Source organism: Rothia sp. HMSC065G12, from assembly GCF_001811455.1.
GTDB classification, from domain to species: domain Bacteria; phylum Actinomycetota; class Actinomycetes; order Actinomycetales; family Micrococcaceae; genus Rothia; species Rothia dentocariosa.
The window spans coordinates 1-24,348 of the sequence record NZ_KV804820.1 but is presented as its reverse complement, the minus strand read 5'-3'; the positions used below and the strand labels follow the sequence as shown (position 1 = coordinate 24,348).

At 54.7% G+C, this 24,348-nt stretch carries 21 protein-coding genes; 7 read left to right on the top strand and 14 right to left on the bottom strand.

All coding sequences use genetic code 11. From position 1 onward, the window contains the following. Positions 1-30 precede the first annotated feature (30 nt). The 3 genes from HMPREF2804_RS10405 to galU form a co-directional block, all read right to left on the bottom strand. Entirely contained in the window at positions 31-501 is a 471-nt protein-coding gene (locus tag HMPREF2804_RS10405; protein ID WP_070521066.1) for a DedA family protein, read from the bottom strand. A 490-nt stretch (positions 502-991) separates the two neighbouring features. Next, positions 992-3,289 carry a hypothetical protein gene (locus HMPREF2804_RS10400; RefSeq protein ID WP_070628299.1) on the bottom strand — a complete coding sequence of 766 codons (2,298 nt, stop codon included), beginning with the start codon at positions 3,287-3,289 and terminating at the stop codon, positions 992-994. A 282-nt stretch (positions 3,290-3,571) separates the two neighbouring features. Next, entirely contained in the window at positions 3,572-4,477 is a 906-nt protein-coding gene (galU, locus tag HMPREF2804_RS10395; RefSeq protein WP_004005193.1) for a UTP--glucose-1-phosphate uridylyltransferase GalU, read from the bottom strand. A gap of 187 nt (positions 4,478-4,664) precedes the next feature. Here galU and HMPREF2804_RS10390 point away from each other — a divergent pair, with 187 nt between their 5' ends. Then, the gene (locus HMPREF2804_RS10390; protein WP_070628296.1) at positions 4,665-5,348 is read left to right on the top strand and encodes a 5-formyltetrahydrofolate cyclo-ligase; all 684 of its coding nucleotides are present in this window, start codon (positions 4,665-4,667) and stop codon (positions 5,346-5,348) included. Between the two features lie 151 nt (positions 5,349-5,499). Next, positions 5,500-5,706: an FmdB family zinc ribbon protein gene (locus HMPREF2804_RS10385; protein ID WP_004005195.1), complete on the top strand. Its 207-nt coding sequence runs from the start codon at positions 5,500-5,502 to the stop codon at positions 5,704-5,706. 36 nt (positions 5,707-5,742) lie between these two features. Here HMPREF2804_RS10385 and HMPREF2804_RS10380 read toward each other — a convergent pair whose 3' ends face one another. From HMPREF2804_RS10380 to HMPREF2804_RS10360, 5 genes are all read right to left on the bottom strand, one after another. Then, positions 5,743-6,018: an ATP-binding protein gene (locus tag HMPREF2804_RS10380; protein WP_070628294.1), complete on the bottom strand. Its 276-nt coding sequence runs from the start codon at positions 6,016-6,018 to the stop codon at positions 5,743-5,745. Between the two features lie 46 nt (positions 6,019-6,064). After that, the gene (locus tag HMPREF2804_RS10375) at positions 6,065-9,892 is read right to left on the bottom strand and encodes a DEAD/DEAH box helicase (protein ID WP_070628292.1); all 3,828 of its coding nucleotides are present in this window, start codon (positions 9,890-9,892) and stop codon (positions 6,065-6,067) included. A gap of 140 nt (positions 9,893-10,032) precedes the next feature. Further along, positions 10,033-10,488: a hypothetical protein gene (locus HMPREF2804_RS10370; protein ID WP_004005199.1), complete on the bottom strand. Its 456-nt coding sequence runs from the start codon at positions 10,486-10,488 to the stop codon at positions 10,033-10,035. A 3-nt stretch (positions 10,489-10,491) separates the two neighbouring features. Further along, entirely contained in the window at positions 10,492-11,391 is a 900-nt protein-coding gene (locus HMPREF2804_RS10365) for a MurR/RpiR family transcriptional regulator (RefSeq protein ID WP_070628290.1), read from the bottom strand. 95 nt (positions 11,392-11,486) lie between these two features. Beyond that, positions 11,487-13,130, bottom strand: a complete 1,644-nt coding sequence (locus tag HMPREF2804_RS10360; protein ID WP_004005202.1) for an alpha-glucoside-specific PTS transporter subunit IIBC — start codon at positions 13,128-13,130, stop codon at positions 11,487-11,489. Positions 13,131-13,487: 357 nt separating this feature from the next. Here HMPREF2804_RS10360 and HMPREF2804_RS10355 point away from each other — a divergent pair, with 357 nt between their 5' ends. The 3 genes from HMPREF2804_RS10355 to HMPREF2804_RS10345 all read left to right on the top strand — a co-directional run bounded on the left by HMPREF2804_RS10355 (position 13,488) and on the right by HMPREF2804_RS10345 (position 18,233). Next, complete coding sequence (locus HMPREF2804_RS10355; RefSeq protein ID WP_070628287.1) at positions 13,488-14,381, top strand: endonuclease/exonuclease/phosphatase family protein; 894 nt, start codon at positions 13,488-13,490, stop codon at positions 14,379-14,381. Positions 14,382-14,464: 83 nt separating this feature from the next. Next, positions 14,465-16,270 carry a glycoside hydrolase family 13 protein gene (locus tag HMPREF2804_RS10350; protein WP_070628285.1) on the top strand — a complete coding sequence of 602 codons (1,806 nt, stop codon included), beginning with the start codon at positions 14,465-14,467 and terminating at the stop codon, positions 16,268-16,270. A 130-nt stretch (positions 16,271-16,400) separates the two neighbouring features. Further along, a complete protein-coding gene (locus HMPREF2804_RS10345) occupies positions 16,401-18,233 on the top strand; it encodes a glycoside hydrolase family 13 protein (protein ID WP_070628283.1) in 1,833 nt (610 codons plus the stop codon). A gap of 467 nt (positions 18,234-18,700) precedes the next feature. Here HMPREF2804_RS10345 and HMPREF2804_RS10340 read toward each other — a convergent pair whose 3' ends face one another. From HMPREF2804_RS10340 to HMPREF2804_RS10330, 3 genes are all read right to left on the bottom strand, one after another. After that, entirely contained in the window at positions 18,701-19,171 is a 471-nt protein-coding gene (locus tag HMPREF2804_RS10340; RefSeq protein ID WP_070628281.1) for a methyltransferase family protein, read from the bottom strand. A 36-nt stretch (positions 19,172-19,207) separates the two neighbouring features. Further along, a complete protein-coding gene (locus tag HMPREF2804_RS10335) occupies positions 19,208-19,912 on the bottom strand; it encodes an aspartate/glutamate racemase family protein (protein ID WP_070628279.1) in 705 nt (234 codons plus the stop codon). A gap of 169 nt (positions 19,913-20,081) precedes the next feature. Continuing rightward, on the bottom strand, positions 20,082-20,720 hold the full coding sequence (locus HMPREF2804_RS10330; RefSeq protein WP_070536805.1) for a nitroreductase family protein: 639 nt from the start codon (positions 20,718-20,720) through the stop codon (positions 20,082-20,084). 129 nt (positions 20,721-20,849) lie between these two features. Here HMPREF2804_RS10330 and HMPREF2804_RS10325 point away from each other — a divergent pair, with 129 nt between their 5' ends. Further along, positions 20,850-21,197: a winged helix-turn-helix transcriptional regulator gene (locus tag HMPREF2804_RS10325; protein ID WP_070628277.1), complete on the top strand. Its 348-nt coding sequence runs from the start codon at positions 20,850-20,852 to the stop codon at positions 21,195-21,197. A gap of 170 nt (positions 21,198-21,367) precedes the next feature. On the opposite strand, the gene HMPREF2804_RS10320 is transcribed toward HMPREF2804_RS10325, so the two are convergent. The 3 genes from HMPREF2804_RS10320 to HMPREF2804_RS10310 all read right to left on the bottom strand — a co-directional run bounded on the left by HMPREF2804_RS10320 (position 21,368) and on the right by HMPREF2804_RS10310 (position 23,223). Further along, positions 21,368-22,108: an SDR family NAD(P)-dependent oxidoreductase gene (locus HMPREF2804_RS10320; protein ID WP_070536809.1), complete on the bottom strand. Its 741-nt coding sequence runs from the start codon at positions 22,106-22,108 to the stop codon at positions 21,368-21,370. Positions 22,109-22,363: 255 nt separating this feature from the next. Continuing rightward, positions 22,364-22,717, bottom strand: a complete 354-nt coding sequence (locus HMPREF2804_RS10315; RefSeq protein ID WP_070448733.1) for a hypothetical protein — start codon at positions 22,715-22,717, stop codon at positions 22,364-22,366. A 35-nt stretch (positions 22,718-22,752) separates the two neighbouring features. Next, positions 22,753-23,223, bottom strand: a complete 471-nt coding sequence (locus HMPREF2804_RS10310; RefSeq protein ID WP_246822578.1) for a MarR family winged helix-turn-helix transcriptional regulator — start codon at positions 23,221-23,223, stop codon at positions 22,753-22,755. Between the two features lie 305 nt (positions 23,224-23,528). On the opposite strand from HMPREF2804_RS10310, the gene HMPREF2804_RS10305 reads away from it, so the two are divergent. Next, complete coding sequence (locus tag HMPREF2804_RS10305; protein WP_070628275.1) at positions 23,529-24,251, top strand: hypothetical protein; 723 nt, start codon at positions 23,529-23,531, stop codon at positions 24,249-24,251. The last annotated feature ends 97 nt before the right edge of the window (positions 24,252-24,348 follow it).

Below are 24,348 nucleotides of genomic sequence, written 5' to 3'. Positions count from 1 at the left end.
GTGTATCTGTGGAATATAGGTTAAAACGGGCTAAGACTGCCGCTTATCAGCAATATAGGTGCGGATCTTTGAGGCTGTCACGCTGATCAGAATAAGCGCGACAAAAATGAGCGGCACCATCCACGGCTCAAATCCGAAGGCTGCAAGGAGGGCAAACCCGATAGTGACGTAGATAATCGCCCATATCAGGGTGCCCAGAAGCATGCCGGGCAGCCAGCGGCGCATCGGCATTTTCGTGAACCCCGTGGTAATGATGACGGCGGTCTGCAGTCCGACCGTCAGAAAACAGAGCGGCACGGCGTAGGCTCCCCACCGGTTGATCATGGCGGTGGCTCGTGTGTAGAGCGGGGTCTGCATGGCGTTACGGATGCGCTCTAGGCGCGCGCTTCCCGTGGCGGCAAGGTAGCCCAGGGCGTAGACGATGCTGGTGCGCAAAATACCGATGCCCCACATGATGACGACGGCAAGTTCGAGAGGCAGAGCCGCAAACCATTCTTTCACCCCCTCATTCTCTCATGTTTTGGGTATGATACTCATCAGCTGAGGGTGTACATATGTTGCCCTGAGGTTCTACGTAGTGCACATGGTCCCGCGATCAAAAAAATTTTAAATTTTTTTCCGCACCCTATTATTTGAGGTCTATCCCCGTAAACACGGGGTTTTCGGTTAGGCAATCCTAAATATACTGACAGAGTGTCGCTATTTTTCCGGGATTTATGGTTGGCAGACACCTCGAAATTAGGTTATATTTTTATTACCAAATAGGATACGCCTTGTGGGAAGGCCTCCTAGATACGGTTTTGAAGACTTTTCTTCCTGTGTGTGATGCGAAGGAGGAGGTTCCAGATGGAACCTCCTCCTTTTCCTATGCGCGCATCCTTACTGAATTACTCGCTTCATTCTTTTCCCAAGGCACGTAAAAAGGCTCCCCAGATGTATGGGGAGCCTTTTTACTCTGGTGAAGAAATTAATCTAGAGATCCAGCGAACCGTTACTTCTGCTCTCCGTTATTCGGGCTGCCATCACTTCCATTGGGCTTCTTCTGATGCAAAGAGCTCAGCGGCTTCGGAAGCTGCGTAGGGGTCCATGTTTTCTGCGATACCCCGGTGAAAGATGCTCCTGTCCCGGGCATGTTCCCCCGCTTATAGGACGCGGATGCGTTCGAGGAGGAGCCCGAGCGCTCGCTGGGTTCGTCCACGACCGGAATAATATCGAGAGGCTCGAACTCAGAATCGTCGAGATCAAGCGGAACCGGAACATCGAATTGGCTCGTATTCGTAAACCCAGACCCGCCTCCTACCGGAACAGAACCGGTCGCCGGCCCCTGCTGGAAGCGTGTATTCTGCGCACCTGAGCCTGTGGTGGTTCCCATCGGACGCTGCGACCGCGGAGGTTCCTGGTTCATGGGGCGGATAGCTCCCTGCGGGGTGAACCCTGCAGGAGGAAGATTCTTCTCCTCCGCTACAGAGCGCGAAGGCGCAAATCCAGGCCCGGAATTCTGAGCGCTCGCATGCTGAGCCGTGGAGGTCTGATGCTTCTGGTTTTGTGGTGCAAAGCTGCGCTGACCGTATCCCTGCTGCTCGCCGAGACTCTGCTGTCCTAAGCCTGTCTGAGCCGCCTGCCGGTTCTGGCCTGCGTTTTGGTTTTGCTGCATACCCTGGTGTTGCCCCACACCCTGGCCCTGGTGTGCCCCGAAACCCTGAGCTGGCGCAGCATACGGATTTTGCGCGGTATTCTGCGGCTGTGCAAAGTATGGATTATGCGCTGCACCACGATACGGCGCGGAATGTGCAGAGTTGTCCGCACGATCCTGCATGCCGGAGCCAAACGCCGCATCCTGAGCAGAAGTATTACTCATACCAGAGGGCGCGGAATACCCCTGAGTCTGGTTTGTATTTGCAGGAGCCGATTCTAAGAATCCGTTCCTAGGCGCAGCACCTTCGCGTTGTGGAGCATCCACAGTATTTCCGGGTGCGGGAGTCACCGGGATTTGCCCGGTTGGAGTGGTCTGAACTTCCTGATCGAAAAGTTCACTCGTGCGTTCCAGCGGGCGCAGATGCGTTCCTGGGATGCGTGCCGGACGGCGCGGGGGCTGCCCCTGAGCAGATGAAGAGCCGACAAAACGGGTTTCGTGCCGCTGCGCTTCGGGCTGGGGTGCGGGTGCGCGGTGCAGGTTCTTCGGCTGCACAAAAACATCCTGTGCGGGAGCCTCCTCTGCCGATACTGAAAACGCGTGTGCGGAAGGAGCTTGCTCGTATGAAGCTTCGTGGCCTGCACCCTGGTCATCGTCGTACAGGACGGGTTCGGGAGCATGCTGCGGAGGGTACTTAGGGTGCAGCTGCGCCGGAAGCCTGCGGGCGTGCGAAGTACCAGAAAAGTGCTGCTGCGCGTCCTCAGCTGAGTACGATTCAGCATATTCGACGTATTCCTCGTGCACCGGCTCTTCGCTCAGTTCATGAGGCTCTGCTGCGAATTCATCGGCACCGATCTGTGGCGCATGGTCTGCGGGAACACCCTGTTCTGAAGACTCTTCCTCCAGCGTAGATTTGCGGTATGCACGCCCCGAATTCCAGCGCAGCGAACCCCACCTGCTGGACTTGGAAGAACGACTCGGTGAGGTTTCTTCTGGCTCCTCGGCGTCTAACTCGTGTGCCTCATCCTGCGCGAATTCCTCTTCGGTAGCCTCATCCTCGATGGGCAGCGCATTATGTCCGGAGGTTTCGGGATACACCGCACCAGGTTCTTCGTGCCCATCCTTGGGCTGCCCCAGGTAGTAGAGGGCACCGCCGATCCCCGCGAGCGCCACGAAGGAAACCGCGGGAGCGCTCCACGGCAGCCACCCCATGAGGGAGAGAATCAGCGAGAAAATCAGAATAAGTGCCACCAGCGCGCCGATACCGAGCAGGGTCAGGCGCAGGGTTCCTAGGCGATGCAGGCGTTCCGGCAACCAAGGTTTCTGTTCTAAAACGGGCACAGGGCTGGTAAAAGGTTCGACCGGCGAGGCTTCGCGCAGATCGGAGAGCGCGGCGCTCGTCTCTTCTTCACTGAGCGGGGGCACGTTTCCGCTCACGGCGTTGGATTTCTTGGGGTCAGAACCGGGCACTGCGGACTCCTCAGAAAAAAGAATGGAATGCGAGGTCAGAACATCATCAGTCATGGAATGCGGGTTTACAACCGTCTGTTCGGGGGTGTCTGCGGCGGATGCACGACGCATATTCCGCGGTATAAACCACAACAGCATGACGACCGCTAAAACTACGAGAACACCCGACGTGCTCAAAATCGTCATGTGTATCTATCCCTTCAAGCTAACATTTATAAAACCTAGGACTTTTCATCTTACCTAGTACAGGACAGTGTTCGCATTCATCTACGTATACCGTGCGAAAATATACCAAAGAAACCTGGAATATTCAGGGCTCTTCTAGAAAATATGCGCTCAGCACATTTCCCGTGCATGTATAAATACTGTCGAACACAGTCGAACATTATGTAAATGAATCAGGGGCGACAGCAGGTCATAAAACCGAACTATCGCCCCTGATAGGACTAGAGATTATGCAAAGAGTGATTAGCAGTTCTTATCGGCAAATTCTTTCAGCCATTCACGAAGTTCAGGGCCGAGATCTTCGCGTTCGGAAGCAAGAATAACGTTTGCCTTCAGATACGAGAGCTTATCCCCCGTATCGAAGCGGCGCCCTTTGAAGACCACACCGTATACGCCCTCACCTTCGCCGGTGCCGACTGCCAAAGTCTGCAGTGCATCGGTCAGCTGAATTTCGTTGCCGCGACCCGGAGCCGTGTTTTCCAGCACCTCGAATACCTTCGAGCTGAGCACGTAGCGACCAATCACCGCATAGTTGGAGGGTGCTTCCTCGGGGGCGGGCTTCTCAACAAGACCGGTGACCTTCACGTAGCCGTCCTGGCCTTCAACCGCCTCGATAGCAGCGGCACCGTAGGCTGAGATAGACTCGCGGGGAACCTCCATAAGCGCGATCACGGAGCCGCCGGTAGCCTGCTGAACCTCGACCATCTGCGAGAGCAAATCCTCTTTTTCGTCGATCAGGTCATCGCCCAGCAGAACCGCGAAGGGCTCATCCCCCACATGTACCTTGCCGCGCAAAACTGCATGGCCCAGACCTTTAGGGTCGCCCTGACGCACATAGTGCAGTTCACCCAACTCATTCGTTGCTTCAACAGCTTTCAGAAGGGCGTCTTTACCCTGCTCGGCCAGCTGACTTTCTAGGACCGGAACACGGTCAAAATGGTCTTCAAGCGCACGCTTGTTACGGCCGGTAATCATAAGAACATCGTTCAGGCCGGCGCGGATTGCCTCTTCTACCACGTACTGAATTGCGGGGCGATCAACGACCGGAAGCATTTCCTTAGGAGTCGCCTTCGTTGCGGGCAAGAACCTGGTCCCCAGACCAGCCGCCGGAATAACAGCCTTAGTGACAGACTTAGATACTTTAGTCATACCAATAAGCATAACTCATGCACCCTCTTTCACAGCCTGTAATACTACAATTTGACACGTACCTTCGTGCAAGAATTTAAAAATACCCCGCTGTACCTTTGCAGGTTAGGCGCTATAAGATATCGCCGAGCATCGCACTCGCCGCACAACGTTATCGCAATGGTGAAAACACTCACCCAGGAGAACCATGAAACCCGAGCCCAGCACCTTATCCACCCCGCACGAGAGCAACGATGCACCCCACGGCAAAACTCCCGAAGATACCGCCCTCGACAAGCAGATACTGCGCTCCCAAATTCGCCCGCAACGCCTGATCGCCAAAAACGCCCGCACAGCGGCGGAACACGAGCAGATGAAACAGCAATACCGCGACCATATTCTTTCGCTGATCCCCAAGGACGCGCAGGCGCAAACTATCGCGGCGTACCTGCCCACCGCCTCCGAACCGCCTATCACCGCAGCGCTTCACGACCTGCACGCGCGCGGGCACCGCATCCTGGTGCCCGTAGTACGCCCGGCACGCACCCTCGCCTGGGTTGTCTGGGACCCACACGTGGAGCATCCGCTCAATGGCTTGGGCATTGCCGAACCCGAAGGCGAAGAGTATGACACCCAAGCTTTTGTTGCCGCCGACCTGCGGCTAGTTCCGGCGCTCGCCTATGCACGCAACGGCCGCCGTCTAGGGCAGGGCGGGGGCTACTATGACCGCATCATCCCTGCCCTTTCGGCAGATAAACTGCGTGAGAGCACCGTAGGCGTGGTGTTTTCCCATGAAGTGCTCGAAAGCATTCCCTACGATGAATGGGATGCCGTGCTCCCCCGCGTGCTGACCGAGAACGGCATAGAGCCCCTCGGCGATTCCACGCTCTAGACCGAGAACTTAAGAACATTCTGCCTGCGCTAAGCCCCGCGCGGCACGCCACCCAAGTCGAAACCGGGTGAGGTTCGCGGTACACTCTATACGCAACACACGGCAGCCGCCGCGCTCGCGGCTGCCCTAGGATCTGTCATTCAGGAGAACCATGCCGGTCTACGTTTACCAGTGCAAAAACTGTGGGCACGCTTTCGAGAAACGCCAGTCGTTCAGCGAGGACGCCCTGCGCACCTGCCCGCAATGCGGTGAAGACACACTTCGCAAACGCTTCAACACCGTGGGCGTCGTCTTCAAAGGATCTGGGTTCTACAGCACCGATAAAGGTTCCAGCTCAAGCTCATCTCAAGCAGAGTAGTCACACGAAGAATCGTTCCCTCCCTGTACTGCGGCACTAGCCCCAGTGCGGGGGTTTTTGTTCGCGCATCCACTCTAGACGGGCACGTTCTTCGGGGGTTAAATGTTCCTGCGCCGAGCCGCGGGCATGCCGTAGGTTTCCTCGATCCGCGGCTGACTTCCCGGAGGTCTCTTTGCGTGCAGGCGTTGGCGTATTCGCATGAAGCGGTGCGTTCACGCCCGCGATGCGCGGCTCGTCCCCTGCTAATGTGCCTCCCCCGCTGGCACGACGATGGCCTCTGCGCGGTTTCGGTGTTGGAGAATACTCACCCATAGGTTCGTCCTTTCAGCTCTGCGCTGCCGGGAGGGTGCAGAAGCGCCTAGTCTGCATATATACCCAAATACCGTAGGATACGCGCCACCACTGCCTCGGGATCGGCGAAAACCTCCAAGGTGTTAAGGGTTACGTAGTTCCAGCCCGTGCGGCTCAACCTTTCAGGAACCAGGCGAGTATGCTCACGCACGCTCTCGGTCGTGTAATCAAACAGCACATCCGACCCCACCATGAGCGGCATCTGCTGTGCGCTCTCCTGTTCAGATTCGGTATGAATGAGCTGTTGCGGTGCCAGCGCGATAAAGGCGATCTCGTCTTCGCCGGGCCGCACCCGAACGCCGCGTTCGCGCAGGCGTGCTACCGCATCGTTAAGCAGCCAGTCCTGCGTTACCGGGTCGGTTGGCTCGTCCTCAGTCTCTAACCAGGCGTTAGAGGCGAGAACGTCCTCGCGTGGAGTCTGCGCCGCAACCTGCTGCTGGTTCTCCTCATAGGCGAGCATCAACCGGTATAGATCCAGCGCACCCTCGTGGAGTTTCTGCGCATTCATATCGGCTGGGCTCACGCAGCTGACAATATGCGTGGCGCGCCGTGCGCGAGTGAGCCCCACTACGAACCCTTCACGACCGTGCGGGCCCGATAGCAGCCCCAGATTATGGGAGCTCTGCCCCAGCCGGGCACGCCCCACACCCAGCGAGAAAATAACGGTATCGCGTTCCAGCGACCCCGCGCGGTTTACATCCACCACCCGGAAAGACTCGGTACCGGGCTTGAAAAACTCGGCAAGCTGCGGGTACGTATTCAAGGCTTGGCGCACCGCCCCGGCAATCCGCTGGGCATGCTTCGGGCTCGCCGTCACCACCGCCAAAGAACGTTCGGGGCGGCGGTAAGCGTGCTCAAGCACCAAACGAGTTACACGGTCCACCTCAACGCTCGGGGATTCCAGGTTCGCGTTATCGCTCACCTTCCCGCGCGTATCAATATACTCAATACTCAGCGTGCTCACGGGCTTGCGGGATGCCGGGCTCACCGGAATTTCGCGCAAGTGAGAACCATAGAATTCCCGATTCAGGTAGTCGAAAAGCACGCGGTCAAAGGGACGGTGCACGAGCGAGAGCGTGCGGTTCGGAAGCAGACGTGAAAGCGCCCCAAAAGTGCTCTCCAACCGGTGAGAATCCGATGCTGGTGCACCCGAAGTCGGCGCCGAAACAATAAACGGCGCAGGGAACCCGGCATGAGGATCGCCCACAGCAATCACCTGATCCGCGCGCGTAATCGCCGGAAGATTAGCCGCCAGCGGGGTGGATTCAGCATCCAGCAGGATGACCGCATCAAAACGCATCGACATGGGAACCCGGCGCGCCAGCGAAAACGGGCTAGCCGTCCACAACGGCAGCAAAGTACGCGCCATGACCGGGGCATTCACCAGAAGCGATTCAAGATCAAACTCACGGCCGCGCAGCTGACTCTTCAGATACGAAGCCTGCTCGGGGAATTCTTCGATACGTTCCGTCCACAACCGTGCCGTATGCGCCAGCAAACGCGCCTGGGCGCTCGACATATGGGCGTAGTCCGCGCGGCGGAAACGAGCCTCAATATCGCGCAGCTCGTCGCCGTCAAGAATTTTTTCGGCGTGCTGCTCCAGAAGCTCTTCAAGTGCGGATTGCCACCACGCAAGTTCGAGTTCCGATGTCACCTCGGATGCGTTTGCCTCACGCTCACCCAGCTCGTCCAGAAAATCGCTCAATCCCGCATTCGTGAGCCGCCCCAAGAGTACGTCACGTTCGGGCAGGCTCATGAGCACTTCACGGTCGGTGAGCAGAGCATCCAGGCGGGCTTCGAGCTGGTCAAGATCCGTATGCACAAAGTCAACGCCTTCGGCGGTATCGGGGAGTATGATCTCAAGCCCCGAAAGCTCCGAGCCCAGCGAGTGCAGGGCATTCGCCAAAGCATCCAGGTCCTCGGGAATCTTCGGGGTGCTGGGCGAATCAAGAAGCCGAATCCACTCGGCGCGCTCGGTCTGCACAACTTTGAGATGTTCATGCAGATCGCCAATATGCACTCCCGGCAAAATATACTCTTTTGCCGCTCGACGCAGGCGCGAACGCTGCATACTGCTCATGTCGATACGGTTTTCCCGCCGCCATGAGCCGGATGCGGTGGCCGCAATCAGGTCGGTCACCGGGCGGTCGTACACCTCTGCCCGGAAGCGCTTGAGAGTTTCCCGAATGCGAATCAGAATAGCAAGCTGCGCATCCCAATCGGCTATAGTACGTGCCCGGCGCAGATGCAGGCTCGCGTTCATGGCGTTCATCGCCTCGCGCAGGGAAAGAAGCGAGGAACGCAGGGTAATAACGAGGGCGTAGGCATCCGCCGCCTCGTCTTCGTTAAGCAGACGGGCACGATGCCAGGGCGAAGTGCGGGTTGCGCGTGTAAACCCGTTCAGTTCCGCAAAACGCACAATATCGGCGGTAATGGCTTCACGGTCTTGCAGGGTATCAAGCAGCTGACGGCTAAAACGCACCTGGGTCTGCGGCGCGCTCTCCTCAGAGGCAAGTTCGGCCACTCGCTGCAAGGCTTCACTGATAGAAATATGCCACAGCGGGTCGCGCGCCGTCAGTGCGTGAGTGTGATCTGTGAGCGCTGTGCGGGTTTCGATCAGCTCACGATTAAGATTTGTGGAATTAGGCTCTGCGGTATTCTCGTTACGCACGATAGCGCGAATAAACTCGGTTCGCTGATCTTCGGCAGTGTGTTCTGCCAGCAGATCGTAGCGCAGATCGTTAAGCCCGGTGCGTCCCAGAAGCTCGCTAAAGGATGCGAGGGTCGAACGTTTTTCTCCCACGACCAGAACCGACTTTCCGCGCCCTATCAGGGTTGAGGCGATATTTACGGCGGTGCGTAACGGTTCTGTTCCGGGTGCGGCTGTCACAGTCATCGAAAATCCGCTGGCGGCGGTATCAATAATATTCTGCGCCACGGGGTCTGCGTCGAACAGCAGCGTTTCTTGGGCGGGATCGCGCTGGTTGAGGGGCTGCTGCAGGTTGTGCGCGTTCATCTCGCGCGGCTGCGCACCGGGAACTTTGAGCGCCGCAAGATCGCGCACGAGCGGGGTATGCGCGGTGTGCGGTAGCTCCCCCATGCTTTCCTTCAGGTCCGCAAAGGTTGAGATAAAATACTTTGATTCTATGGTCATCCCTGGAATACGCCCGGCGGAGGCACGCATCCGCTCGATCACGGGTTCAGGGTCCAGGCGTGACATTGAGTTGGCGAGCTGCGCAACATCCATAGTGCCCAGGTCGATCTCATATTCCTGTTTGATTTGGCGCACCATAGCGGGGTTCAGGCGTGCAGAACCAGCTAGCTGCAGCTCAAAATCATCGCTCCTCGGATGCGGCGTCAGGTTCAGCGGCGCCATCAGAATTGGCGCGATAAACCGTTTTTCAGAGGCTTTGGCATCATCGCGCATCGCATGCGATAACCATGATGCGGTTCCCGCCACAAAATACCCGGCATCGAGCCCGTGTCCGGTCGAGAGCTCATAAATTTTGGTGCGCAGGGTACGCGCGGCACGCATCTCGTGTCCCAGCAGAGACTTATCGCGAATCAGGGTGGAAAGACGTGTTTTGCGTCCAGCCAACAGCTGCGCAAGCCCGGAAGGGTTAGCGTCACTGAGATTGATGTGTACGTAATCGACTTGGTTGAAGTCGAGCATCGCATCCGGCCCGGTATACACGTCCATCTGCTGCGCCCAGCGTTCAAGACCCGCCGAGGGGTCGAAGGCGGGAGAGCTGGGATCCAGGTATTCCGGCTGGAATTCGGCGCTGCGGGGTTCCTTAGCAGCGGTGTTCTCCAGTGTATCCGGGGTTTCGTTCACAGTGTGCTCGTCCTTGGATGATTCGTGGTGAGTGTGGGAATAATCTTACATAACATCATACGGAGGCTCTAGCTAATTCCCGTGTATCCGGTGTGCTTTTCCACGGAGGCCGGGGAACGGGCGTTCCTCACGTACCGTTATCATGCCGACCAGAGGCGTATATTTGCGAAAAGTACGAGAAGGGTTACCAGCCCGAGGAAAATCATCGAGGCGATAAAAACCCATCGATAATTGGGGGCGAAGGGTTCCTCAGGAGCCTCGCGCAGTGCCCACCAAAGGAAGAACGCAAGCAGGGCACCGGGCAGGTTCCCTGCAAACACCAGCATCACCAGGGTGTAGAAGGCAATCATGCGTTCGGTGTGTTCATTCTCGCTCGCAGCAAACTTGAGTAGTCCCGCGAATAGAATCGACAGGCACCCGTTCAAAAATGCTACAGCATAAAACGGAATATTGATCGCAGCTTTGAAATCCAAGCCGGAGTTGGCGGCGCCCAACAGAATCCACGCAAAGAGCGCCAGGGGCATGATGATGAGATACCAGAAAAGGTATCGACGCATTTTCTGCGGATTATTGATAAGTTCGAGGATTGCGATCACGGGCTAGGTCTCCGATGGGTCTGTGTGCTGCCGATCGATAGCTGCTGCACCAGCTTGGGCACGTATATCGGCGACGTCGAGTGCCCCGGTTTCGGCGCTAAATTCAGAACTTTCAAGAACCTGCGCTGTTTTGGTGGAGTTGCCGCGCTGTTGGGTTTCAACATAGTCGATGTACCGGCGCACAATGTAGTCCAAAAGCACTGAGAGCGCCACGAACGAGTGGTAAGGCTTGCGCTGGGTACTCAACTGGGTGGGGGTGGTTTGGTAGTGCAGTGAGTACTCGGCGTAGGAGGACATAAAGTTCACGCCAATAGCGGTAATTGCGATCATGGGGATTTTCCGCAGTGCTAGCATTTTGACGTGTTCGCGCATATTTTCAGTCTGTCCTGAGAAGGAGACAAGAATCACGACATCGTCCTGATTCATAGCGCTCATGGTGCTTTCAAATTCATTGCGTGCAGGAATCACATGGCAGAATTTGCCGCAGACCTGCATAGACTTAGCAAATTCTTGTACCGCGTTTCGTTGCGCGTACCCAGTTCCGAAACAGTAGATTGTGCGCGCCGTATGAAGTTTCCTCAAAAGCCCGGAAAGCTCCATATGTTCCAGGTAATCGTAGGTGCGCAAAATATCTTCGCGGCCGCTTTCGATAAAACGCGGGTTATAGGGCTCCGACTTCGTCAGGGAAGATTTAATGAAGTATTTCAGCTCGGCAAAACCCGAAAAATTGAGCTTCTTGGTGAGCCTAATAATGGAGCTGGTTGAAGTGTAGGTCTTGTGCGCGAGGGAGTTGATAGTCGCCTCCGCAACAAATTCTTCGTTTTCAAGCATGAACGCCAAAATATCGCGTTCGGTATCGCTGAACCTGTGTTGGTTCGCGTTCACCACATCTTGTAAATCCACTCAAAAGCTCCTGAATCGAAAACGCGCAATACATAAATATTACAACGTCTTCGATTCAGGAGCTCAGTAGGTTTCCCTAGAAGGTGAATATAACCTTACTCTTTGGTGTTCACCATGGTTTCAAAACGCTCGCGAACCTGCGGAACGTCCATACCCACAATCACCTGGAATGCCTTGCCCTTGCGCACAATACCTAGGGCTCCGGCATCCTTGAAGGCAGCATCCGAAGTATCAACCAGGGATTCATCCGCCACCGAGACACGCAGGCGAGTAGCACAGTTGTTCACCGTGGTGATGTTATCGGCACCGCCAAGCAGTTCGAGGAATCCTGCCGCACGCGGGGCATACAGATCTGCATCGCCAGCGTCATCTGCGGATGCGGCGCCCTTCTTCTCGGCTGCCTTCGCGGCCTTGTATTCGGCCTTCGAGTACAGCTTCGTTTCGCCACCCTCAGCCTCGCGACCCGGGGTCTTGAAATCGAACTTCAGAATGAGGAATCGGAAGAGCAAGAAGTAGATGACGGTGAAGGACAGACCCACGCCGATCTGCATAAGGTAGGTGGGCCAGTGGTTCTGCCACAGCGGAACCCAGTTGAGGAAGAGGAAGTTATCAAGCAAGCCACCGCCCATGTTGCCTGAGAGGCCAAGCATGTACATGATCGACGCCATCGAAGCCGCCAGCACCGCGTGAACAGCGAACAGCGGGGGTGCCACGAACAGGAAGGTAAACTCCAGCGGCTCGGTAATACCGATCAGCATTGCGGTGAGGGTCACCGGGATCAGCAGGGCGAGAACTTCTTTACGCTTCTCACGGCGTGCCGTGGTGTAGAAGGCGGCAGAGATACCGAGGGGCGCGAAGATCTTCGAGTTACCGTGCAGTGCGAAACCGCCGCCGGGGAAGAGCTCGCGCAGAGGCTTGTCGCTCTTGGCAAATTCGCTGATGTGGGTCGGCCAATCCTTCACGATACCGTTCGGGGTCACAGCGTTACCGAACATGAACGGCGAGTAGATGAAGTGGTGCAGGCCGGTTGGAATCAGGATGCGCTCCAAGAAAGTGTAGATCCACACGCCTAACGCGCCGGAGGCGATGAAGAAGCCCTGCATGCTTGCGATACCATGCTGAGCGTAAGGCCACAGCCACGCGAAGATAAAGGCGATGGGCATCATCAGGAAGAAGCAGATCGCGTAGACGAACTGGGTGCCCTGGAAAATACCGAGGAAGTCGGGCAGCTTCTTATCGAAGTATCGGTTATGGACCCACACCACGATCGCGGAAATGATGATAGCGCCGAAAATACCGGTATCGATCGTCTTAATACCGGCGATAATTTTCAGGCCGGTACCGTAAGAATCCGAGTTATCTAGCGAAATAGAGGTGTTGTAATCCAGCTGGAAGAATCCCGAACCGCCTTGGCCCCAGAAATTCAGCATACCGGCCACCAAATAGTTGAAGGTCAGATAGACCATTCCGGCTTCGAGGACGGCACGAGCGTTTGCGGTCTTTGCGAGCGCAATCGGCAGACCCAGCACGAAAAGGAGCTCTATTTGCCGGAAAACGGTCCATGCGCCGTCAAGCCAAACAGTCCACGCTTGGTACCAGAAGGTATCTTCGTTCGCGAGATCGCCAACAATATTTGGGAGGGTGGCAACGGTGCCGATACCGACCGCTAGGCCAGCGAAGGCGAAAAGAAGCACGGGCGCCAACATGGCGGACCCGAACCTCTGAATTTTTTCCATCATAAGGCTGACGCCCTTTCTGGTTGAGAGTGAGCGGGCGCCTAGGTGTCTGCCGTTGTGTTGGCCAGGAATTACCGCGCGATGCGCCCGCGCGTGTGGTGCAATGTTTTATTTAATAGCAATATCATGTCATCTTTTACGGCCTAAAATCTCCTTGAGCGGGGTTTTTGGCATAGTTTTTCAGAACCCGAAACATGTCCCAGTACCGGGTAAAAGTATTGGTGTTTTCGGTGAGTATTTTGCTGCGTTATCGACCATGCAAATGGTTAGCATATAAAAGTAGTTTTCCACCGACATTTTCACGAAGTGCAGAGGGCGAGAACCGCGTGTTGTCCCCTCACCTTTATATTTCTAGAGACGATGCGTTTTCTTACTCTTAACACTCACAGCTGGTGCGAGCCTCACCAGATCGTTAAAATTCACGAGCTTGCCCGTTTCATTGCCCACCATCGGGTTGATGTTATTGCGTTGCAGGAAGTGAATCAGTACCTGCACTCCCCTATTGTGGATATGCCACTGGGGTACCAAGGCGGGGCCAGTATTCCTATCCGCGAGGATAATTACGCACTTCTGCTCGTGCGGTTCCTGGCTGATTTAGGGGTTCAGTACGAATGGGCGCTGACCGAAACCCATATTGGATGGGAACGGTATGACGAATGCGTAGCTGTACTCTCTCGTATGCCTATCGAGCGCATCGAGCCTATTGTGATGAGCCCGCAGTATGACTACGATCAGGTGGAGCGCAGGTCTTCTCTAGCGGTTCGGGTTGGTACTGATGCGGGTTCCGTGTGGTGTGCAAGCACCCATATGTCGTGGTGGGATTTTCAGGGCGAACCACTTTTCGCACAGGAGTTTGCGCGGCTTTCGCAGGCTCTCACCGAGTGCGGTCAGGATGCGCCCGTTCTGCTGGGCGGCGATTTCAACACGGCGGCGCAGGCGCGTGGCGAAGGGTACGACCTTGTACTTTCTTCTAACCTGGTGGATACCCGTGAGATTGCCGAGCGTACCGATGGTGAGTTCACCGTGCATCGTGGTATTGCCGGGTGGGAAGGGCAAGAGGAAGCCAAGCGAATTGACTTCGTGTTTGCCGACCGCGCGGTGAAGGTACTTTCGCATGCGGTGGTATTCCGCGATAATTCTCCTAAGGCGATTTCCGATCACAGTGGCGTGCTGGTGGAGCTTGACGAGTCGAGTTTCGAGCCCACTGCCAGGATGCACCCCGTGCCGCTGCCGTCGCAGGTACAGCCCGGATAGTGCGGCGGCTCCAGGGTGCTGCAGCTTAGCGCATTCCCGCCTCCAAACTTTTATTTGACATGTATTCCGTGGAAGGACAGCTCATGAAAACCGAAATTCAGTGGTGGCAACAGCCCGTTGTGTACCAGATTTATCCGCGTTCCTTCAACGATTCCAATGGCGATGGCATCGGCGATCTGCCCGGCATCACCGAAAAAATCCCGTACCTAGCGAAGCTGGGTATAGATGTTATCTGGCTTTCCCCGATTTACGCCTCGCCGAATGACGATAATGGCTACGATATTTCGGATTATCGGGCGATTATGACCGAGTTCGGCACGATGGCCGACTTCGACGAGCTGCTGGCGACCGCACATGAGCACGGCATCAAACTTATGATGGATTTGGTGGTGAACCACACCTCGGATGAGCACGAATGGTTCCGCCAGGCGCGTTCTGCGAAGGATAACCCGTACCGCGACTACTATGTGTGGCGTGACCCTGCCGGGTTCTCCGAAGACGGTACCCCGATTCCGCCGAATAACTGGATTTCCTGTTTCTCGCCGTCGGTCTGGGAGTGGGATGAGGGCACTCAGCAGTTCTATCTGCACTATTTTTCGGTGAAGCAGCCCGACCTCAACTGGGAAAACCCGAAGGTACGTGAAGAGGTCTATGACATTATGCGGTTCTGGCTTGATAAGGGCGTCGACGGTTTCCGCATGGATGTTATCAACCTGATTTCTAAGGATCTCTCCTTCCCAGATGACCCCGCCGTCACCGCAGGAGGTTTAGATAATTCTCTGGCGGTGGCCGCGAACGGTCCGCGTGTGCACGAGTTCCTGCGCGAGATGAACCGCGAGGTACTCAGCAAATACCCGGTGATGACCGTGGGTGAGACTCCCTGCGTGAGCGTGGAAGATGCCGCCCTGTACACAGGTTTTGACCGCCACGAACTGCAGATGGTGTTCCAGTTCGAGCATATGGATGTGGATGCCAGCGCAGGCGGCGCTACCGGCAAATGGTCGGATACTCGTTTTAACCTGGTGGATTTGAAGAAGGTTCTCAGCCACTGGCAGACGGGGCTGCATGGTCGCGGATGGAATTCGCTGTACTGGAATAACCATGACCAGCCGCGCACGGTTTCACGTTTCGGCAATGACTCCCCCGAGTTCCGTGAGGTCAGCGGTAAGATGCTCGGCACGGTTCTGCACATGATGCAGGGAACCCCCTACATCTATCAGGGTGAAGAGCTGGGGATGACCAATGTTTTCTTCGACTCGGTAGATGACTACAACGACCTTGAAATCCATGATTCCTGGCGTAAATACGTGGTGGAGTCCCAGCGGGTTAGCCCCGAGGATATGCTGCGGTACATCAGTGCTTCGGGCCGAGATAATGCGCGAACCCCCATGCAATGGGATGCGAGCGAAAACGCGGGCTTTACGACCGGCACCCCGTGGCTGAAGGTGAACCCGCGGTACACCGACATTAACGCCGCCGAAGAATTGGCGAACGATGATTCTATTTTCTATCACTACAGCGACCTGATTCACCTGCGCAAAGAGCACCCCATTGTGCTCACCGGCGAATACCGTGTGCTCAACCCCGAGGATGAGCAGGTGTACGCCTACCTGCGCGTGAATTCAGCGGAGGATGCCGCCGCATCCGGCGAGCGCGCCCTGCTGGTGGTTGCTAATTTCACCCAAGAAACACTGTCTTTGCCCTATGCAGACGGTCAGCTCGCTTCCTTGGCGCTCAAGAACCCGGGCGTGCTGAAAATTGAGGAGCTTGCGGCTATGGGAGAAGCACCCGAACTGATCAGCTCAAACTACCGGAATGAGCACGGCGAGTTCACGGACGAAGGCACCACTCTGCGACCCTATGAGGCAAAAGTGTATCTGTACCGGTAGGGCGTAGATTGCGCGGCGAGTGGCGCGCTGGCGCATCCTGACTAAAAATTTTACAGACATACCTGCGGCAATGCGGCTTACGGGGTTCCCCACCAAGCCACACGACGCAACCCTTAACGAAAGGCTTCTGATGAGTAGTGAAACCACGACTGAAGAGCGTGCGGTTCCTTCCTATGCCGGGCGGCAGTGGTGGAAGGAAGCGGTGGTCTACCAGGTGTACCCGCGCTCCTTCAACGACTCCAATGGCGACGGCATCGGCGATCTGCCCGGCATCACCGAAAAAATCCCGTACCTGGCGAAGCTGGGCATTAATGTTATCTGGCTCTCCCCCGTGTTTGATTCGCCGAACGTGGATAACGGCTACGATATTTCCGACTACTTCGACATTATGAGCGATTTCGGGACAATGGCAGATTTCGATGAGCTGCTGGCGACCGCACATAAGCACAGCATTAAAATTCTGATGGATTTGGTGGCGAACCATACTTCGGATCAGCATCCGTGGTTTGTGCAGTCTCGTTCCTCAAAGGATAACCCGTATCGCGACTACTACATTTGGAAAGACCCCAACGGATTTGACGAGAACGGCTCCCCGATTCCTCCGAATAACTGGGCTTCCGAATTCGGTGGATCCGCCTGGGAGTGGGATGAAGCTACGCAACAGTTCTACCTGCACATTTTCTTCAAGGAACAGCCCGATCTGAACTGGGCGAACCCGAAGGTGCGCGAAGACCTGTATGCGATGGTGCGCTGGTGGCTCGATAAGGGCGTGGATGGTTTCCGGCTGGACGCCATCAACATTATTTCTAAGCCCGAAGGCTTCCCGGATGACCCTTCCACTGATTTTGAAAAGCATACGTCGTCGATCCCGTTTGTGATTGCGAACGGCACGATGGTGCATCCGTGGATGAAAGAGCTCAACCGTGAGGCGTTCTCGAAGTACAATGTGATGACCGTGGGCGAAACGAGCGCGACCAGCCCCGAGGACGCGAAGCTGTGGGCGGGCTACGATGCGGGCGAACTGCAGATGCTCTTCCACTTCGACCACATGGGCGTCGATAACGACCCCGAAGGTTCGCTGGGCGGCAAGTGGTCGTATGCGCCGTACAAGCTGACCGAGCTTAAGCGCATTCTGAATGAGTGGCAGACGAAACTTGAGGGCAAGGCGTGGGGTTCGCTGTACTGGAATAACCACGATCAGCCGCGCGTGGTCTCACGGTTCGGCAACGATTCCCCCGAATTTCGGGTGCTTTCAGCGAAGCAGTTGGCAACCACCCTACATTTTATGCAGGGAACCCCCTATATTTATCAGGGTGAGGAACTTGGGATGACCAATGTGCGGTTCGAGTCGATCAACGACTACCGCGACGGCGATTCGATTCGTTTCTACGAGGACATGCACGTGGATCATCAGCGACTCAGCCACGAGGATGCGATGCGCGCCATCTACATTAAGGGCCGCGATAACGCCCGCACCCCCATGCAGTGGGATGACTCAGCGAACGGCGGGTTCACGAACGCGGGAGTCGAGCCGTGGCTGAAGGTGAACCCGAACTACCCGCAGATTAATGCGCAGGCTGCCCTGGACGATCAGGATTCGGTGTTCTACCACTATCAGGAATTGGCGAAGCTGCGCCGCGGTGAGCTCAAAGATTTGATGGTGTACGGGTCGTTCGCGCCCGTAGATTCGGTTGAGGTTCCTCATGCCGAGGATGAGCAGGTGTACGCCTACACTCGTACCGGCGGTCCGGACGGCACCGACGCGAACCAATCCCTGCTCGTGGTTTCTAACTTCACGTCGGAGTCGGTGGAGCGCACCTTCTCGCTGCTGGATGATGCGCGTGCAGCCGGAGCGTCCGTCGAACTGGTGCACTCCAACTACCGGGATGACGCCGGCGCCCTGACCGATGCGAGCACCACCCTACGCCCCTACGAAGCGAAGGTCTACCGTATCGTGAAGTAGGTTATCCTCTGTTCCCAACTCGAATAACGCATCTTTGGGCGTATTACCTACCCTCTAGGGCCTTTTAATACGCCCAAAGCTGCATTATTCAGAGTTCAAAGACGTTTTGCGCGTGTCCAGCCGAGACTGCTGTTCCCGCCGATTACCGGAAAGTATTGTTCTCAAAGCGCTTCCCGGAGTTCATTTTTATGCTGTTCGTTCAGTATGACAAGAGTTACGTTTCGACAAAGTTGCGCACTATATCCACAAACCGTTCGGGGCTCTCTTTCTGGACCCTATGATGCTCAAAAATTTCGACCCATTACATTCGGCATAGATGCGGCTGCCTGCTTCACATCCCCGACTTTGACGCCGGGGTCCTGAAAAGACACACATACGGATAGTGAGTCCCCGAACCATTCAGGGTTTCGGTTGGCTGGCTGTGTGTCCACATAGCCAGCTATACACAGTTTTTGGTAGGTGTTGGGTTATACCCAGCGCCGCACCCGCTGGCGGTAATGCCGGTATTCTGTACCGAACTTCTGGGTGAGAACCCGCTCTTCGGGAATAATCTGAAAACGCGTTATCCAGGCGACGAAAAGCACCACCCCGAGCACAGCCTGCACCTGCCACAGCCACACCGCCCACCCGGTAAGGATACAGGCCATACCCAAGTACATGGGGTTGCGGCTTAAACGATATATTCCGGAGGAGACAATGTTTACGGTGCGTTCGGGGGCGAACGGGTTCACTGTGGTGCGGGCACGTCTAAATGACAGCACCCCCGCCGCGTCCACCGTTAGGCCGAGTACAACCAGTGCAAGGGCGGGAACCAGCAGCAGCGGTGGTCTGCCTGTCAGCGGCGGCACCCCGCAGATGAGCCACATCAGTAAGGCGCACAGTGCCCCAATAAGTGGCGGCGGAACTTTATGTTCAAGGGCTGCAGCTAGTCTTTTCATGGGGAACAGTTATTTATTTCGGTCAAGAAGCGGGGTTTATGCGGTAAGCGGCGGCGCTAACACTGCCTCTACCGCCGCGAGCGCGTGAATGGTGGTGCTGTCAAAGACCGGCAGCGGGGTCTTGTCCTCATCCACCGCCAGGCAGAGTTCGGTGCACCCCAGGATCACGCCTTGGGCGCCCTGCTCCTTCAGCCCTGTAATGACCTGCTGAAGATACTGCACGGCTTCAGGCTCCACATGGCCCAGGCACAGCTGCTCAAAGATGATGCGGTTAGTCTCTGCCTGTTCTGGTTCAGCCGGCACGATCGTCTGGATTCCTTGCGCCGCCATGCGCTCGGTGTAGAACCCGTCGCTCATGGTGAAGGTTGTGCCCAGCAGCCCCACCCTCTGCAGCCCCTGCCTTTGGATGGCGGTGGCGGTGGCATCAACTACGTGCAGTAGCGGTACGGTGGTGGCACGCTCTATCGCGGGGGCAACCTTGTGCATGGTGTTCGTGGCCACCAGCAACAGCTGCGCACCCGCACCCTCAAGTTTTGTGGCGCTTGCCGCCAGCAGAGCCCCAGCGGCTTCCCAGTCACCGCTTTTTTGCAGGCGCACGACTTCCTCAAAATCTACACTGTGCATCACGATGTCGGCGCTGTGGTTGCCTCCGAGGCAGCGGTTGACCTCACGGTTAATGATCCGATAGTACAGGGTGGTGCTCTCAGGGCTCATGCCGCCGATAATGCCTAGAGTTTTCACGGTGCACGCTCCTTTTATTGTCTTCTGGCGGGTATTCCTCATTGTAGGGTGAGCCCTGTAACCCCGTCTATAGAGAAGGTTTTGCATTCAAAATGCATATAGAATGTGCAAGATACTTCTGAATAGAAAAGCGGCATCCCACCATATACGGGGCGGCAAATCGGAGATCTTAAGGTTGCTCTGAGGGAGGGGCATTCCACACCGTTACGCGCTCCGCCTCATGCCGTAAAGTACGATGTCCTTCTCGTGTTCCGGAGCCTACAGCAATCATCATAATGTCAAGATATCGGCTTGGCAGGCGCAGCATCTCACGCAATTCTGCACGCTGATACCCCGTCATAGGTACCGTATTCCACCCGGCTTCCTGCGCCGCCAACATAAAAGTCATCGCCCAGAGCCCGCAGTCTAAACCTAAAAATTTCTGTATTTCCTGCTCGCTACGCGGCTCATAAAATTCAATAGCGGCGCGGGTCAGCCTCTCACAGATTTCTTGGGAGAAGCATCCAGCAATATATTCTTCGTGATGTATTCGACTCAAATTATCCGCGCAGTATGCTTGTCGATCACCCAGCAGAATCAACACGGCCGATGCAGTCATAATCTGCTGCTGGTTATACGCAATAGGCAACAGCTTTTCGCGTGAATGCTGCTCGGTTACGATCACAACCCGCCACGGCTGCGAATTATTACTGCTGGGAGCCTGGTTAGCAAGATCAATAAGACGGTATATTTCCTCGTGGCTTATCAGGCAGGCCGGGTCAAAATATCGAGTAGAGCGACGGTCACGTATAAGGTCTTGCAAAGTCATGGGTAACATTTTCTCTTCGGGTGATTACAAAATTCAGTATAATGTACAAAAAATGCATTAAAACATAACTTACTTATAGGTTCTATACATACTTTTAGGTAAGTTTTAAGTATTTACGGTAGGTTTTTAATGAAAAAAATTTCTGCAATAGAGATGGCAATGAATCTGGTGGGAGGCAAATATAAGTGCCTCATTCTCTACCACTTGAGCGGTGGGGCAAAACGCACCCGCGATCTACTTTTGCTACTTGAAGGGATCAGTTCAAAAGTGCTAACTGAGCAGCTCCGTCAGCTCGAAGAAGATGGGCTCATCGAACGCACTGTATATGCGGAAGTACCACCAAGAGTGGAATACACACTAAGCGCGGAAGGGCAAACATTTCTACCGGTGCTACAACTCATGTGTGATTGGGGATGGGAATACGACTCTAGGCATCAAGGTATTGTGAAACCTTGTACATCACGCATAATTGAGTAAAAATATAGATATTCATATAGCTAAAAATCTTCGTCACACTTTTCGATCAAGAAAATACCTTTATGTGAATAATGCGTTAGAAAATGTTTTATTCACATAAAGGCACTTTTTAGCGCTTACCTGGGGCTAAACAGCTATGCGCGTATTCCACACCGCCTAGCAACAGAGCGCTACTGCATGATCAGACCGCCGTCTACCGTATACGAGCTACCCGTCACATAGCTTGCCTCATCAGAGAGCAGGAATAGCGCCACTGCGGCGGCTTCACGCGCATCGCCCACACGTTTGAGGAGAACGGCCTCGGCAAGCCGTTCCTCGAATTGGGCGCGCATCTCATCGGGAAGAACCGACCGCAGGTTGCTCGTAATCGGCCCGGGAACCAGGCTATTCACCCGAATATTGCGCGGTGCAAGCTCGGAGGCCCATCCACGCGCCGCCGCCAGAATAGCAGCTTTTGTTGCGGCATAGGCAGAGACTATAGGCGCTCCCTCATAGGCCGCCGTCGAAGACGTCACTAGCACCGAACCACCTTCCTTCACATATGGAGAAAGCGCGCCCATTTGGATCATCGGTGCCACCACGTTCACCTTAAATATCTGGTCGAGAGTCGCCTGATCCATCTCTTCCAAAGGACCTCCGGCTGCGTATGCGGCGTTGAGCCACAAACCATCCAACGCACCGGCTCGCTCCACCACAGGCACGATGCGCTCCAAAGTGTTGCCATCTGAAACATCATCCAGAACGGCGGTAGCGTGATCGCCCAGCTCGGCTGCTGCAGCCTGCACATGGCTTTCGGTGCGGCCCGTAAAAATAACGTGTGCACCCTCTTCGATCAGACGTTTTGCGCCCGCCAAACCAATACCGCTGCTCGCGCCGGTAATCAGAATGGTCTTGTTTTCAAAGCGTTTCATGGGTTTCCTCCTCGTTTTTATGTTCACTCGATGACTAGATTCACGAAGTATTTGGGAGTACAACGCTCTTTTTAACACTACAGATTGAGGACAGAAATACCTAGAGTTTTGTTTAGAAGGACCGAGTGGTCAGAGTACATTCGGAGCAGGTTTCCTCTGTGATGCACAGCTCCGCGTCCCAGTACCGCTGGCTGAGCCGGTGCACATGGGGGCGCATATCCTGCGGGCAATCCTTCCCTTCATTGAGGTCTATCCCTATACGCCCGGAATCGAAAGCGCAACGACCGTGTGGACTGCCGCGCTGAGCGAGGGGAAGAACACCATGCCCCATTCTTTGCGGGTCCAGCCGATAAATGCATCACCCGCCTGTACGACCGCAAAAGTCACAAGAAGCAGGGCTACGGCACCGCCTCGAAAATAGAAGGGTGCAATAAGAACAGCTATTCCAGCCGGTATAGCACGCACAGCATACATGTATACGTAGAAACGAGTATTAGCGTCAACGGAAGAAGCGTGAACCATAAGCCCGGGACGGCACAGAGCCAATACCGCACTGGCGATTGTTACGAGTGCAGAAATAGTATTTATAGTTAGCAAAACGGGATTCATATCTAAGCCTCCGTCGGTAGCTTTTCGTATTTGTTTTATTCCTTAATTTGTTCAGACAAAACATCGAGAACTTCAAGAGCGGCAATAACAGATTCATGCTGATGCGCCCCGCTCCATTGTTGAACCTGTTGGCGCCAGCGTTTTCGGATTTCCGCTAATTTCTGCTCGCCGTGTTCCGTCAGGGAGTACCGTGGAGAACGTTTATGCGCGGGGTTTTCGACGGACATAACCAGCCCCTCGTCCCGCAGGAGGTTGAGCTGCTTTTGCACACCCTGCCGGGTTATTCCCATACGTTCGGCGATTTGAGGAGAAGTACTCGATTCTTTCGCCATCGAGATTGCACCTAATACTTGCCAGCGCGCAGTCGTGAGACCGCTTTCGGCGGCGAACCGGTCTCCCCATGCGGTGAGTGTTCCGTTCACACGGAAGATCTGCACCACGAGTTCACTCAGTAATGAAGCATCCATTTTTCCTCCAGTAGCAATTTTGACAACCAGTTTACACATATGACAACCGGTTGTCAATGACTGATGCGAGGACTCATTGAGACAGAACACCATAGAGGACGAATATGCAAAATGAGGGTAGAAGTTTGGGGCGGAGGCGACTACCCCATTCCCGAAGAAGATCTTTACTCCCGATTTACTACTAATTAGATGCCACTAATGAATAACCTTCAACAAATCCTTAGAAATATTTTTCTATTTAAATAAAATTGCTTTTTAGAATTAAATAAATTAAAAGTATTATTTTTTGAGAATATTCAGGGAGCTTCCACTGAATACCCAGGCTATAAGCTTAGGGTGAATCCATGACTACTAATAAAGACCTTCCAAAACCTGAGCATGGAACGGTCCAGGCTCAAGATATTCATGAGATAGAGAAAGAATCTGAGGCAGATTCGACTGAGAAGCGGAACTTGCTTCTTTCTAGCTTTATAACTGTGCAGATTATTAGGCTAATGCTCGAAACCACGCTTCTCCAGGGTGTGATGATTTCCGCCCTTCCCAATCATTCTGGTTATGTTGATTTTCGATTACTTCTTCTTACGCTCATCCTTTTTTCGCCCTTTATCGTATATATTCTGCTGCAAACTGTGGCATGTATAAAGATGATCCGGGGAACCAAAACCGCATGGGTCTTGACGACAAACATCTATAGTCTGCTCATCGTTGCGCCCCTTGCTGCTTTTTATACATGGTTCGTGATGGAGATGACGGCTTCAAATGTCGATATCCGACTATTACAGTGGATGCTAGGTGCCTGCGTCCTTGAAGCGATCATGAGTATCTTCACGATTATTGTAGTGAGTATATATAACTGGAAAAATAAAAAACTATCCTCTCATAATAAAAATATGGATACTGATAAACGCCCAACGCCAGATAATACTTTATCTGGTTTCAAGAATGCAATATACGAAACGGATGATTTAAAAACCCTGAAGAAGCACCATGAAGATCCGATTGTAGAAATTCCTTGGCAGCACGTTAACGTTAGGTCCCAGAAGAAAGATAAGGGTGAACAGCAATGAGCACCAATAAGAATTTTTCAACCGCTGATAATAATGATCCGCAGCCTCCCGTGGAAAAGCAAAGTGCATCGAGCAATAATCCGGAGAATGCACGTCA